Annotated in this window: 10 protein-coding genes; 2 read left to right on the top strand and 8 right to left on the bottom strand. The window is 68.0% G+C overall.

The window, feature by feature from the left end; genetic code table 11:
• Positions 1–98 precede the first annotated feature (98 nt).
• Positions 99–1,553 (bottom strand): polysaccharide pyruvyl transferase family protein, encoded by a 1,455-nt coding sequence (locus O7624_RS16045; RefSeq protein WP_282236362.1) that lies wholly within the window; start codon positions 1,551–1,553, stop codon positions 99–101.
• 107 nt (positions 1,554–1,660) lie between these two features.
• The gene (locus O7624_RS16040; RefSeq protein WP_210936253.1) at positions 1,661–2,206 is read right to left on the bottom strand and encodes an N-acetyltransferase; all 546 of its coding nucleotides are present in this window, start codon (positions 2,204–2,206) and stop codon (positions 1,661–1,663) included.
• 137 nt (positions 2,207–2,343) lie between these two features.
• On the opposite strand from O7624_RS16040, the gene O7624_RS16035 reads away from it, so the two are divergent.
• Together O7624_RS16035 and O7624_RS16030 are read left to right on the top strand one after the other, a co-directional pair.
• Positions 2,344–2,889, top strand: coding sequence for a DoxX family protein (locus O7624_RS16035; RefSeq protein WP_093409410.1), 546 nt, complete (start codon positions 2,344–2,346; stop codon positions 2,887–2,889).
• 234 nt (positions 2,890–3,123) lie between these two features.
• Complete coding sequence (locus O7624_RS16030) at positions 3,124–4,566, top strand: glycosyltransferase 87 family protein (protein ID WP_282236361.1); 1,443 nt, start codon at positions 3,124–3,126, stop codon at positions 4,564–4,566.
• Between the two features lie 8 nt (positions 4,567–4,574).
• On the opposite strand, the gene O7624_RS16025 is transcribed toward O7624_RS16030, so the two are convergent.
• From O7624_RS16025 to O7624_RS16000, 6 genes are all read right to left on the bottom strand, one after another.
• Positions 4,575–4,994 carry a molybdenum cofactor biosynthesis protein MoaE gene (locus O7624_RS16025; protein ID WP_282236360.1) on the bottom strand — a complete coding sequence of 140 codons (420 nt, stop codon included), beginning with the start codon at positions 4,992–4,994 and terminating at the stop codon, positions 4,575–4,577.
• The gene (locus tag O7624_RS16020; protein ID WP_282236359.1) at positions 4,988–6,244 is read right to left on the bottom strand and encodes a molybdopterin molybdotransferase MoeA; all 1,257 of its coding nucleotides are present in this window, start codon (positions 6,242–6,244) and stop codon (positions 4,988–4,990) included. The genes O7624_RS16025 and O7624_RS16020 overlap by 7 nt, the downstream gene beginning before the upstream one ends.
• 9 nt (positions 6,245–6,253) lie before the next feature.
• Entirely contained in the window at positions 6,254–6,736 is a 483-nt protein-coding gene (locus O7624_RS16015; protein WP_282236358.1) for a MogA/MoaB family molybdenum cofactor biosynthesis protein, read from the bottom strand.
• Positions 6,733–7,224 carry a cyclic pyranopterin monophosphate synthase MoaC gene (gene moaC / locus O7624_RS16010; protein ID WP_093409398.1) on the bottom strand — a complete coding sequence of 164 codons (492 nt, stop codon included), beginning with the start codon at positions 7,222–7,224 and terminating at the stop codon, positions 6,733–6,735. Before moaC ends, O7624_RS16015 begins: the two co-directional genes overlap by 4 nt.
• Before the next feature lie 235 nt (positions 7,225–7,459).
• A complete protein-coding gene (locus O7624_RS16005; protein WP_282236357.1) occupies positions 7,460–10,531 on the bottom strand; it encodes a BTAD domain-containing putative transcriptional regulator in 3,072 nt (1,023 codons plus the stop codon).
• Positions 10,532–10,730: 199 nt separating this feature from the next.
• Positions 10,731–13,835 carry a BTAD domain-containing putative transcriptional regulator gene (locus O7624_RS16000; RefSeq protein ID WP_282236356.1) on the bottom strand — a complete coding sequence of 1,035 codons (3,105 nt, stop codon included), beginning with the start codon at positions 13,833–13,835 and terminating at the stop codon, positions 10,731–10,733.
• Positions 13,836–14,482 lie beyond the last annotated feature (647 nt).

The following is a 14,482-nucleotide window of genomic DNA, read 5'->3' as shown; positions in this document are numbered from 1 at the left end:
ACAACGCACCGGCGATCCTGCCCGTTGAGCGCGCAGATGAGACCATCCCGAGTCCCTGGGCACGCGTCAGTGTCGCGGGTCCAGGGCGCGCGGTGCCTTCAGGACTGGCGGCGGAGCCGACCAGCGAGCGCGCGACTGCGGCGCAGCGCGGACCGCACAGGTGCCGGCAGGTGCCGCACTGCGGACGGTACGGGCCGCCGCTCGCCGGTCGCCACCGCCTCCTTCGGCGCAGCGGTGTGTGGGAACGGGATATGCGGCTTGTGTGCCTTGCGCAGCGAGCGGAGGCCACCCAGCGCGTAGAGTTCCGCAACCCGGGCGGTGATCCGTTCCCGGGCTTCGGGATCGGTGGTCATCAGCGTGGTCACCGGCGGCGCCAGCCCAACGGCGTCCAGCCGCTTGTCGTAATCCGGGTTGGCCCTTCCGGGCTGGAAGATGTGCTCGATGCCGTTGCGCTCCAGGAAGCCGGCAAAGCGGTCCCAGCGCTGCGTGTGCCCGGCATTGAACGCGGTGTAGTCGGACTGCGCGTAGAGGTCCGCGGCGTCGACCTCCGGACTCAGGCCGGGGACCATGGTGTGCGGAATGTCGTGGTACCGGGCCAGTTCCAGGGTCCGGCTGTCGTGCACGAGGACGTGGGCCGGCGTCCCGGCGGCCAGCGCCACGATGTTGCCGTGGATCCGGGTGCCGAAGGAGAACTCCCGCTCCGACAGGTAGCGCATCCAGGTCGAGGCATCGACGAAGAACCGGATGCGGTCCTCCCGGTAGAGCTGGTGGGCGGTGTGGTGCGGCATCCCCGGGCGGACGTTGTCGGGCTCGACCCCCCACAGCAACAGCCTGAGGTCGGTGTCGTCCTGCGGCAGGTAGACCATGTTCGGGTAGCGCTTGGCGTGTCGGGTCGCGACCTCGTCCATCAGCAGCACGTACGGGGAGATGTTGATCGTGAAGCTGCTCTGCGGCGTCAGCTCGGCCACCCGCTTGGTGATCCTCAGGTTCGGGCCGTCCCGGAACAGCGACGGACAGCCCACGACCTCGACCACGTCGTCACCGAACCCCAGCTCGGCAAGGTAGGCGGCGGTGATCTCGCCACGTACGCCGATCGTCGCCGACCTGGCGAGCACCGCGCGCACGAATCGGCGCACCGCCCCGCTCATCTCGTCGGTAGCCGGCGGGAACGGGTTGTCGAGGCTCCCTCCGGCACCCGCGACGCCGACGCCCACCACCGCGACCGGAATCCGCAGGTTCTCGATCACCCAGGTGAGGCGCTTGAGGTTTTCCAGGAAGGTCGGCCGGAAGGCATTTGCCAGGGGCACCACGAACATGTCGAACTGCTCGTTGATCCGGTCCACGTACGCCTGGTCCACGCCGGGCCGTTCGCTGAGGAAGGAGTTGGACACGACCTCGGTCCCCGGCACGCTGATCAGCTTGTGCACCGCCTCGGTGAAGACGAGGTTGCCCACGTTCCGCCCGAAAATGCCCTGCTTGTAGAGCGCGAGGGAGTGCTCCGGGCTGACCGGGGTGAAGGGGTCCTTGGCAGAGCGCAGCAGGACACGGGTCATCGGGTCGGAGCCTCCGGGTGCGGGGTACGAGGGGGGTAGCCGAAAGATGCTCGATGCTAGCCAACCCCGTCGTCGCCCGCCACCTGCTGCCGGTGAGAAGGAAGAGGTCAGACCTTCGACCACGGCGGCGGGAAGATGACCTCGCCCCGGGGAGGCGACGGCTCGCCGCTGGTCGCCGGCGGCAAGATCAACGCCTGCCACGGCTCACCAAGGCCGGACCAGGGACTGGTCAGGCCCAACTGGTCCGCGCGGCTGAAGCCGAAGCGCCGGTAGTAGGCCGGATCGCCGAGCACCACCACCAGCCGCTCGCCGAGTTCGGTCGCCGCTTCCAGGGCGGCCTGCACCACCGACGTGCCGAGCCCGATCCGCTGCCGGTGCGGCGCCACCGCAACCGGACCCATCGCGAGCGCTGGCGTGCTGGCCGTGCCCGAGTTGACCACCACCCGGGTGAGCAGGGCACAACCGACGATCTCCCCGCCGTACTCGGCGACCATCGCCAGCTCCGGCAGCCACGCGTCGCTGCCGCGCAGCTCATCGACGAGGCGTACCTCCGGCGGGACGGCCACGTCGGGCCGGGCGAAGGCCGCGGCCAGCACCCGGCGGATCGCGCCGGTGTCGGCCGGGTCCTCGGGCCGCAGCCGCAGGGTCGTCACGCGGCGTAGGGTACCCCGAAGGACGCGTCCATCCGCGACGGTCCTCGAACCCGGGCGCGCCGTCACCAACGCACTCGATCGATCGACATACCCCGTTGCGGGGCGTAGCAACACCCTGGACAGGGTATGACTGTTCCATGACGCCCGTACGATCCCTCGCCCGCGCCATGTTGAGCGGCATCTTCGTGGTCAGCGGCGCCCGCAACTTCGCCAACCCCGGCCGCCTGGCACCCACCGCGAAACCGGTCACCGATCGGGTGACACCGCTGCTGGAACGGGTGCATCCGCAGCTCCCCACGGATACTGAAACCCTGATCCGCGCCAACTCGGCCGTGCAGTTCGGCGCCGGGCTGATGCTGGCCACCGGGCGGTTCACCCGGCCGGCGGCCCTGGTGCTGGCCGGCACGCTGATCCCGGTCACCCTCGCCGGGCACCCCTTCTGGCGCAACGACGACCCGATCGCGAAGAACAACAACCAGATCCACTTCCTGAAGAACCTCGGTCTCTTCGGTGGGTTGTTGCTCGCTGCGGCGGACACGGAGGGTAAGCCCGGGCTACGCTGGCGGGCCGGTCACCGCATCGGCCACTCACGACGGTCGGTACGCCGCGCGGTCCGGACCGCCCGCCGGGAGGCCCGGATCGCCGTGCGATCGGCCTCCGCCGCCCGGCGACTCCCCGGCTGAGCCGTACGCGTGCCACCCCACCCCCGCTGAGCTGCGATCCAACCACCCCCACCTGGGCTAAGGCCGCGAATCACCTGAACCGCCCGGTAGGCGTTAACGCGGTGGAAATGTCAAAAGAATGTGTGGGATCGGACACGGTCGCATAACGCGGGAGGCACTGACGTGAGGCGCCGTTCTAGGCTCCGTACTGGACCTGGACGGGTAGGACGACCTTGGTACGGGGGTGGCCACGCCATGCCGACGATCGTCGGTAGAGGGCTGGACCGCCTCGCCACAGTCCGTCGCGTAACGCGTGGGATCGATCGTAGGACAGTCGTACGGGCGGGCATCGTGGCCGCCGTCGCCTACGCCGCATGGCTTGCCATCGGCGCTTTCGGGCGTCCGTACAACTTCTTCGACATGAAGATCTACCACGGCGCGGTGGTCTGGTGGGCGAGCGGTCACGAGCTGTACGAGTTCGTCGCGCCCGACACAACCCTGGGGTTCACCTACCCACCCTTCGCCGGGCTGGCCATGCTGCCGATGGCGCACCTGCCGGTCACCCTGGCCGGTCTGGTGAACGCCGCGGTGAGCATCGCCGCGCTGGCCGTGGTGCTGGCCGCGCTGCTACGCCCGATCGTCGACCGGCTGGGCTGGCCACTGTGGTACACGGTGGCCATCGCGACGCCGTTGGCCGCTGCCATCGAACCCACCCGGGAGACCCTCGGCTACGGGCAGGTCAACCTGCTGTTGTTCGCCCTGATCCTGGCCGACCTGATCGCCCTGCGCTGGCGGTCGCGCCGGGGCACCCACCAGGCCGAGGGTGACGGCCCGCTGCTGCGGTTCATCTACGGCGGCGCGTGGGCCGGCGTGGGCATCGGCCTCGCCACCGCCGTCAAGCTGACCCCGGCCCTGTTCATCTTCTACTTGATGATCACTCGACAGTGGCGGGTGGCCTGGACGGCCATCGGCACTGCCGTCGGGGTGACCATCGGCAGCTTCGGCATCGTCGGCGCCGAGTCCCGGGACTACTTCGGCAGCGTGCTGTGGCAGACCGAGCGGGTGGGCGCCGCCGACATGACGCCCAATCAGTCGCTGGCCGGCCTGCTGGCCCGGCTCTACGACTCGATCGAGACCCCCGGCCTGCTCTGGCTCGCCTTCTCCGTGCTGGTGCTGGCGCTCGGCCTGTCCCGGGCCTCAAACGCCCACTCCGACGGCGACGAACTGACCGCCTTCACGCTTGTGGGCCTGACCGCCAACGTGATCAGCCCGATCTCCTGGACGCACCACCTCGTCTGGGTGATCCCGGCAATCATCGTCCTGGCCGACGCCGCGATCCGTCGGCACGAAGCCAGCCGAGCACCGGTTGCGCGATCCACGTCAGCGCCGTACGGCGGTCCGCCGGGAGTGTCCACTCTCCGTCCACCGATCTGGTACCCGACGCTTACCGGGTTCCGCCACGGCTTCGCCGCGATCGGGCTCTACCTGCTTTTCCTGATCTCCCCGATCTGGCCGTACGAACACCAGCTGCCGGAGGTCTCCCACTACCAGGACGGTCTGTTCGGCGCGTTGATGGAGAACTCTCTGGCGCTGGCGCTGATCCTGCTGGTCGCCGCACTGCCCTGGCGGCCCGGCGCGGAACCGGCGTTCCACACCGACCGGGCGGCACGTGCGTCGATGCTGTACGGACGGCGGTAGCCCACCCGTCAGGGGCAGTTGACCCATTCCTCGGTGCCGTCGGTGAAGACCTGCCGCTTCCAGATCGGCAGCCGGGCCTTCGCCTCGTCCACCAACCGGGCGCAGGCAGCGAACGCGGCGGCCCGGTGGGCGGTGCTGACCGCCGCCGCCAGGGCCACGTCGCCGATGGCCAGGGGGCCGATCCGGTGTGAGATCGCCACGGCGTACACGTCGGGGTCGGCGGCGACCTCGTCGGCAACCTCCTGGAGCACCTTCTCGGCGTTCGGGTGGCCTTCGTACTCCAGACTGTCCACCGACCGTCCGTGGTCGTGATCGCGTACCACCCCGACGAACGACACCACCGCACCGGCCCGACGGTCGGCGACCGCCGCCTCGTGCGCGGCGAGATCCAGTGGCTGGTCGGTGACGCTGCTGATGACGGTCACCATGCCCGCTCCCCGGGTAGCAGCGGCAACGGCACGATCGGGACCCGGTCACCCACCGAGCCGGTGGTGCCGGGGTCGATCACCGCGAACCCGTCGGCGGTGGCCAGCCCGCGCAACATGGCCGAACCGACGTGCCGGACCGGATGGGCCGTCCCGGCGGCCCGGTCGAGTCGGACCAGCGCCAGGTGGGTGTGGTCGCCACGACCGGCTACGGGCTCGGCGAGGACGGCGTGCGGAAGCGTCGGCAACGACCGACCCGCGAGCCCGGCCAGCAGCGGGGCGACAAGCGACACCACCGCGATGACGGCGGACTGCGGATTGCCCGGCAGCCCGGCCACGAACCGGACCTGCCCGTCGGCACCGACCAACCGGGCCAGCAGCATCGGGAAGCCGGGACGCACCGCGACCGTGTTGACCACGTACTCGGCCCCCAACGACGCCAACGCCGGGTGCAGGTGATCGACCGGACCGTGCATGGTGCCGCCGGTGGTGCAGACCAGATCGGCGTTGTCCAGGGCGGCACGCAGCGCCGCCACGTGGGCGGGGAGCGTGTCCGCGACGGGGCCGACCACGCTGTTCGGATCCACCTGGCAGCCGTACCGGCGGAGCCAACCCGGCACCGCCGGGCCCAGCGCGTCACGGACCCGCCCGGCACCCGGCTGTCCTGCCGTGAGCAACTCGTCGCCGAAGACCAGCAGCGCGGCCCGGGGCTGCCGGCGTACCCGCAGCGTGTCGTGGCCGCAGGAGGCGGCCAGGCCGATCACCGCCGGGTCGACCGGTGTCCCGGCCGGCAGCAGTTCCTCACCGGCGGTGGCCTCTTCGCCGGGCTGCCGCCACTCCGGCGTGGCGCGTGGCACGCCGTCGACCAACCCCTCCGGCGTACGCCTCGACTCCTCCACCCGGAGCACTGCGGAGGCACCCGCCGGCACCATCGCCCCGGTGGCGATCTCGACAGTCGTCCCGTCCTCGGTCAACGGGGCAGGCGCACCACCCGCCAGGACGCGCCCGACGACCCGCCACGGGCCGGCACCACGCACCGCCCAGCCGTCCACGCTCGACGTCGGAAACGCCGGCAGGTCGGTCCGCGGGGTGAGCGGTTCGGCGAGGGTGTGCCCGTCAGTCTCGGCGAGCAGACGCTCGACGGCGGGCAGCGCGGCGGCCAGGCCGGCCGCGTACACCAGGGATCGGGCCTGCGCCCAGTCTGCCGGTGGTGGCGCGGAGACCTCGCCGGTGGAGGCGGTTTCCGTTCTCACCGGCCGAGCCTAACCGGCCGCCAGGTGGTCGCCACCACGCAACTGGTCGATGGTGTGGGCCAGAATCGGCCCCAGTACGGCGAGACCGTCCCGCGCTCCGCCGGTCGACCCGGGCAGGTTGACCACGAGCGTGCGACCGGCCACGCCGGCCACCCCGCGGGACAGCGCGGCGGTGGGCACCTTGTCGCGGCTGTACGCGCGGATCGCCTCGGCGATGCCGGGAATCTCGTAGTCGAGCAGGGCCCGGGTCACGTCGGGGGTGCGGTCGGTGGGGGTGATCCCGGTGCCACCACTGGTCAGCACCACGTCGAAGCCGTCCACCACGGCCGCCCGGACTGCCTGGCCGACCGGCTCGCCGTCCGGCACGACCACCGGTTCGCTCACCGTGCAGCCCAACTCCCGCAGACCGGCGACGAGGAGCGGACCACTGGTGTCGGCGTAGACACCGGCGGCGGCGCGGTTGGAGGCAACCACCACCCGGGCGCGGATCACGACCGGTCCTCCGGGCGCTCCCACAGACCGGTCTTCCCGCCCTCCTTGCGTAGCACCCGGACCGCGTCGACGCTGGCTGCCGGATCAACGGCCTTGACCATGTCGACGAGAGCCAGCCCGGCGACCGCGACCGCGGTCAGCGCCTCCATCTCCACGCCGGTGCGGTCGGCGGTGCGGGCGGTGGCGGTGATCTCTACGCTGTCGTCGGTAAGCGCCAGGTCGACGGTGACTCCGTGCAGCGCGATCGGGTGGCAGAGCGGGATCAGGTCGGGAGTGCGCTTCGCCCCCATGATCCCGGCCAACCGCCCGACCGCCAGGGCGTCGCCCTTGGGCAGCCCCTCCCCACGGAGCAGGTCGATCACCTCAGGGGTGGTCCGCAGCCGGCCGGCGGCCGTCGCCACCCGGCCGGTGACCTGTTTCGCGGAGACATCGACCATGCGCGCCGCGCCGGTGGTGTCGACATGGGTGAGCTGGGCGGGTTCGGTCACGGTCGCGAGCCTATCCCCGTCGTGTGACAGGACGGTTCCGTGGCTCGGAAGGAGCGGCGCGGGGACGCCGCCCCTTCCTCACCAGCCTGCCTCGGGCTGCTGGGGAACACCCGGCGGCAGGGGTCGCGACGAGATCCGGCAACTGTCGGATCTCCCCCCGTCGGCGAACATCCGGGAGGCTAGCGACCCCGGCGATAAGAAATCGATAAGGACGATGGCCAGCGAGATCCGGCGATCAGCAGATCGGTGTGCCCTGCTTCAGCGCGGCGAGACGGCGCTCGATCTCGAACCGCTCCGGTGCTCCGGTCGGCACGATGAGCACCAGTGCCCGTTCCAGATGTCGCCGGGCTTCGGTCGGGTCCACGCTCAACAGGTGCTCGGCCAGACCGGCCAACGCCCGGGCCTGCTCGTAACGGTTGTCGATCCGCACCGCCAGATCAAGCGCTCGCCGGTGTGCCCGCAAGGCGCCGTCGATGTCGCCGTCGGCCGCCAGCGTCAGGCCGAACTCGTTCAACGCAGTGCACTCCGCCTGCCGCTCGGCCGAATGGCCGGTGAGTTCCAGCGCCAGTTCGTGCTGCCGCCGGGCCTCCGCGAGCCGGCCCGCACCCCGGTACGCGACGGCCATCACGTTGCGTGCGTCCCCTTCCCCGTGCCTGTGACCGGTCTGGGCGTACAGCATCATGGCCGATCGCAGCAACCGCAGCGCCTGAGCGTGCTCCCCTAAGCGCACTCGTGCTGCGGCAATGTGACTCAACGCGTTGGCGATCTGGTAGCGGTCACCTGCCACCCGCGCCAAGAGCAGATGAAGGCGGTGTACGCGCAGCGCTTCCTCGTAGCGACCCAACCAGGTGAGGGCGATGCCGAGGTTCGGCAGATGTATCCGAACCTGGCCGATCAGCCGCATCGGAAGGTCGCGCAGTGCCGCCATCGCGAGATCGACGGACTCCTGAAAGTCACCTGCCAAGTTGTGGACCACGCTCAGGTTTCCTCGGATCCGGGCAATGTCTCCACGGCGGCCAGCTGCCTCAGCCTCCGCCAGCGCAGATTTTAGGCACCGGACCGCCGGGTGATAGAAGCCGGTCTTGATCAGCGCTGACGCGAGGTAGTTGTTCATGATGCCGACTGCCCGGCTGTCCCCCACTTGCTCTGCAGCGGCGAGCCCCAACTCGTGCGTGCGCTGAATATCCTCGAAGTAACCGCGCACATAGTAGAAGCGCCATAACACGCAGGCCATCTTCCAGGTGTGGTGATGGAGTGAGTTCTTCGCGGCCAGTTCGATAAACAGGTTCAGGTTGCCCCGCTCCCGCTCGACCCAGTTGATATCGATCGTCTCGGATGTGGGTAGGAGATCAGGTCGCTCCGGCACCACGTCGCCGATGTCGCCATGAATGTCGACGAGCCTGATCAATGACTCCGTGGCGACTATCGACAGTTGCATGACCTGATCAAGCAGACTGGCGAGTGCAGCCCTTCGCATCTCCTCTGAATCTGTCTCCAGGCACTTCTCGCGAGCGAACTGTCGAACCAGGTCGTGCATTCGAAAGCGACCACTATCCGATTCTTCCAGCAGGTGACGGTCGACCAGATCGTCGAGGATCTGCCCGGCTTTCGCGTAGGACAGACCGGACATCGCCGCGACCATGCTGATGCAGTAGTGCCCGGTATGGAGACCCAGTAGGCGGAAAACCCGTTTACTCACCTCGTTCAACGGCTCGTACGAGGCGGTGAAGGCGGCAGCGACGCTGCGTTCACCCGTGCCGAAGCTGGCCAGCCCTGACTCGTTCGCGGCCAGACGACCGGCCAGGTCGACAAGCCGGCGATTGCGCCGGTGAGCGAGCCGCGACCCGACCAACCGGATCGCCAGCGGCAGATAACCACAGTTGCGGACTATCTCTGCGGCCGATTCAGGGTCGGCGTGCACCCGCTCTTTTCCAGCGCTGATCGCCAGCAGGCGGAGCCCTTCCTCTGGCGACAGCACGGACAAGGACTCGGGAGGCCCGACATCCAGGTCGAGAAGTCGCCGACGGGAAGTGACCAGGATGACCGACGAGGCGGTGACCGGCAGTAGCGGAGCAACCTGGTCACTGTCAGCCGCGTTGTCGAGCACGACGACCGCACTGCGGGCGGACAGTTCTCTGCGCCACAACCCTCGTCGTTCATCGACATCCACTGGAATTCGGGGGGGCGGCACACCCAACTGGCGGAGAAGCACCACGAGGGCCGTGGCGGGATCCATCGCGTTGCCCTCATCGTGACCGCGCAGGTCGATGAAGAGTCGACCATCCGGGTACGTAGCGGCCAGGCGTCTGGCGACCTGCACCGCGAGCGTCGTCTTACCGCTTCCCGCCATCCCGTCGATCAGGTGAACGACCGGTGCCGGGCCTGCGGCGGCTCGGCTCCGGCCGATCATTCGCTCGACGAGGGCCTCCCGGCCAACAAAGTGAGCTACCGGTCTCGGTAGCCAGTCCCAGTCCGTCCCATCGATCTCAGGTGTCGTCGAGGTCCTAGCGCTCGAATCGTCGCTGCCTCCGGATCCCGCCCCGGGTGAGACCGACACCGGGGCCGCTCGATGCCCGACCATTTCCTGATGCAGTCGCCGAAGATCGGATCCCGGCTCGACGCCGAGTTCGGCCCGCATGACTCGGGCAGCGGATCGAAACACCGAGATCGCGCCGGCTACGTCGCCGCGCCGATGCAGCGCCCTCATCAGCAGTAGCAGCGCCGGCTCACGGGTCGGATGGGCCGCAACCGTTCGCCACAGCAGCGGTACGGCATCCTCGACGCGGTCCGCTGCGAGGTGAAGGTCCGCGAGGAGTTCGACGGCGAGAAGGTGCTGTTCCTGGGCGGCCGCCACGTGAGCAGCCAGCGAAGCCCCGAGAGGCACACCCAGCAGAGGTGGCCCGCACCAGAGCGGCATCACACCGCTCAGCAACGACCGCGCGGTCCCCGGGTCGTCGCGGTGGTTGAGCTGACGAGCCCGCTCGACCCGGTCAAGGAAGTGGAACAGATCCACGTCGTCGGCCGCGACCTCCAATCGGTACCCGCCGCGCTGACGTACCAGCACCCCCTGGCCGGCATCGTGCGCCTCGAAGGTGCGCCGCAGGTTGGCGGCATAGGTCCGAACGTTCGGTACGGCCGAACGCGGTGGGTCGTCGGGCCAGATCTCATCGATCAGTTCCTCCAGGGAAACCGTCCGGCTCGGGCTCATCACCAGCTTGGCCAGGACGGTTCGTTGCTTCGGCGTACCGAGGTGCACCTCGGAGGCACCAAACGAGACCCGAAAGCCGCCAAGCACCTCAATCTTCACTTCTCGAACCCCTTGTGAGGCGGGCATTCGCGTGAGCGCACCTTAACAATCCGCATCGGATCAGGCGAGCCGCATCAAACACTCGGTCACGTCAGCAGCAACATCGGCAATGCGTGGCCACAGCCCGAAATGGCGGCGAACTAGCCATGCCGAATTGGCAAGCCGGCAGGCGGCAGCGGACAAGCCACTCGGACAAGGTCTAGGAGCGATGCGCCGGGCTGGGGACGGCTCGCGGACCCGGAGTTGACGGCTCTTTCCCCGGCGGATCCTGAGCTTCGGCCTCGGCTAAGCGCCGAGCGACGTCAAACCGCTCTGGCACCCCCATCCGCCGGAAGATCGCCAACGCCCGTGTCCAGTGACGGCGTGCCTCCGCCGGATCAATGGACCACATGTGCTCGGCCAATCCGGTCAGGGCTCGCCCTTGTTCATAGGGATGAGCTATCCGGGTGGCCACCCGCAGCGCCTCGCGGTGCAATTCGATCAACCTCGCGGCCCCGGCCGAACCGCCGAGAGTCAACGCGAGATCGTTCAAAGCCGCCGCCTCCACGTGAGGTTCGCCGGCATCGACTGCCATTTTCCGGGCGGCTTCATGCTCAAGCACCGCTTCCGTAATGCGTCCGAGACCACGTAGGGCGATCCCAAGGTCGTTCCGGACCTCAGGTTCCGCGTAACGGTGTCCGGTGCGTTGCCGCATGACGAGGGCCGTCCGCAACGCTCGCGCGGCCACGTCATACTGCCCCATGCGACACTTCACCGCACCGATGTGACCGAGCGCGTTGAGAATATGGAACTGGCTACCAAGCTGGCGTCCGAGGTACAGGTGGAGGCGGTGCGCGCGCAGGGCCTCGTCGTATCTCCCGAGCAGTGCCATCGCGAGACCGAGGTTCGGCAGGTGGGTAGCGGTCTCATGAGCGTCCGGAACGATCTGGTTCCGCATTCGCTCCAACGCCACGGCAACCGCCTTCTCGGGTTCACCGAGAATCCAATATACCGCCACGAGGTTAGCCTGATAACGCGCAAGGTTAAATCGATCACCACAGCGCTCACAAATCTCGACAGCCTTCTTCAGATGCGTTAATGCGCCTGGATAGCTTCCGGTCCGCAAATAGGCGGAGGCAAGATAGTTGTGCATCACGGCCACGGCCCGCTCGTCACCAATCTTTTCAGCAGCCGCGAGCCCTTGAAGGCTGGTCACGACGATATCGTCGTAGCAGCCCCGAGTGTACAAAAACCGCCACAGAATCCGCGCCAGCCGCCACGCTTCCTGGCGAAATCCCAACTCGTGGGCTCTATCGACGAGCAACACGAGGTTGGCCCGTTCGACCTCCATCCACTTCTCGGCAGAGTCGCTCTCCATCTCAATCAGGTCGGGTCGACGCGGAGCATCGAGAGAGACGTGAAGGCGAATGCGGCCCAGTTCAAGGATATCGGCCACCGAAAAAGAGAGATGCAGCATCAGATCGAGAAGGCCCGCCACCGCCAGCATTCGCTCATTCACCTGGTCTACGCGATTCGACAGATCGTGGGCGTAGTGCCGGATGAGGTCGTGCATCCGATAACGCCCCGCCGTCAACTCTTCGATCAGGTGGGAGTCCAGAAGGGCGTCGATCAGGTCGGCGGTGCCGTCGAGCGGCAGGCCCGACAGCGCGCTGGCGGCCAGCACGCCGAACTCGTCTCCCGGATGCAGGCTGAGCAGTCGGAACAGTCGCTGCGCGGGCTCGTTCAGCAAGGCGTACGAAGCGGCGAACGCACCGGCCACACTCCGGTCACCTGAGGTGAGGTGGTCCAGCGGGCGGGCCTTGGTTGCCAGCAACTTCGCCAGATCCGCCACCTGCCAGTTGGGACGATGCGCGAGCCGCGAACCGGCCAGCCGGATGGCCAACGGCAGGTGACCGCAGCTCTCCACCACGGCCACTGCCGCCTCGGGCTCCGCAGCCACCCGCTCCGCCCCTGCCGTTGAGGCCAGTAGGGCGACGCCCTCCGCCAGCTTGAGCAGCGGCAGGGACACCGGCGGATCGACATCCAGCCCGTTGATCCGCCGGCGCGAGGTCACGATCACCAGGCTTCCCGGCACCGTGGGCAGCAGCGGCCGGATCTGCGCGGCGTCGGCCGCATTGTCCAGCACGATGATCACCCTGCGACCAGCCAGGTCGCGGCGCCATCGGTCGAGCCGGTCTCCGGGGTCCGACGGTATCCGGCCGGCGGGTGTGCCAAGTTGCCGCAGCAAGGTCGCCAGAGCCGTCGCGCTGTCCAGCTTCTCGGCAGGTTCGTGGCCCTTGAGGTCGATGAACAGCTGGGCGTCCGGAAATCGGTCGGTAAGCCGGTTGGCGACGTGTACCGCAAGTGTCGTCTTGCCGCTGCCAGCCATGCCATCGACTAGGTGGACTGCGCAGTTGTGCTCGCCGGCCCGCTGAGTCGTGGACAGTAGGTGCTCAACGGCGTCGGCACGGCCCACGAAGTCCGGGACCGTCCGCGGGAGGTGGGAGAGCAGTCGTTGCTCCTGGTCGACGGCAACGGATGGCTCCGTACCCGGCGCTCCGGCGGGGTCGACTCGGCGAGACTGGCCGTCGGGCCGGGCGATACGGCGATACAACCGTTGCAGTTCCTCCCCCGGCTCGACGTTCAGTTGCTGACGCAGGGTTCGACGAGCTGCGGTATAGGCCGCCACGGCACCGGCGGAATCTCCTCCTACGTGGAGGGCCTGCATGAGCAACAGGTGGGCCGGTTCCCGCAGCGGATGTCTGATAAGCAACTCCCGCAGTACCGGCAGGGCCTCGTCGTAGCGGCCGAGCCGGATCTGCAACTCGGCGTACAGCTCGGTGGCCAGCAGCCGATCCTCGGTCGCGGCGGCCACCTGGGCGGAGAGCCGGGGCCCCAGGGCGATCCCGGTGAGCATCGGCCCACGCCAACGGGCCAGCGCTCGGGACACCAGTCGCACCGCCTCCCGCTCGTCGGCTCCGAGGAGTTGCCGAGCCTCGGCCACCTCTGCTCGAAAGGCACAAAGGTCCACGTCCGAGCACTCGACATCGAGCCGGTAACCGTCACGACTGCGGATCAGCACTTCCCGATCGGGAAGCATCGCCTCCAGGCTCCGTCGCAAATTAGCCGCATAAGTACGGACATTCGGTATAGCCGAGGGAGGTGGGTCTTCGAGCCACAGTTCATCGACGAGTTGTTCGACCGACACCAACTGCCCGGCGTTGCACACGAGCATGGCCAGGACGGTCTGCTGCTTGGGCGTTCCAGGCGGTAGCGCCTGTGAGCCCAGGCGCACCGCGAGACCGCCGAGAACCTGAATCTGCACCCGGCTCCTCTGACCGCATTCAAAGGATCACTGTATGCAGCTTAGCGATGCCGACACCAGTACGTCGCACTCGGTCGCTGCTTGGTCAACAGAAGCGACGAGGAACGGAGCAAGGCCCTCTGGGCAGAAAAACGGGTTACGCCGTAGCGAACACTTGAAGACCGCAGGTACCTCTAATCCTCACATGCCCTCTCGTCGCGCCGCAGCGGACAATAGTGGGGGGCGGCCCGAAGGCAGCGACTGAACGGCGCGCACATAGATCGTTACCGCCGACACCAAGCAGTGGCCGTACCGACATTGACGCGACCCGCATCGCCGGTGCACGACGCCTGTTTGACGCGTCACACTGACGGGTAGCAGGATCTTCTTTGCGTTCAGCCAACACCGAAACAGCCTGTATGCGCGGCTCTGATCGAACGCTGCGCATGGACATCATAGACAGAACGTCACGAATCAGGACGGTATTGGCTGATAGAGAGCATAGCGACATTTAATATCGCTAAACGTCACGTTCTCTACTTAAGCTCCTCCATCAGAAGCCACGAGGCGGGCAGTTCATCAGATTCCCGCTTCCTATCGAGTGAGGAGCAGGGCGTGAAAGGCAGCGAGTGGGCCTGAGGCTCTAACAAACTTCCCGACCGGCCTTA

The sequence above is a fragment of the Verrucosispora sp. WMMD1129 genome (genome assembly GCF_029581255.1).
Lineage (GTDB): Bacteria > Actinomycetota > Actinomycetes > Mycobacteriales > Micromonosporaceae > Micromonospora > Micromonospora sediminimaris.
The sequence above is the reverse complement of the archived record's forward strand: the minus strand, read 5'-3'. Positions and strand labels throughout refer to the sequence as shown.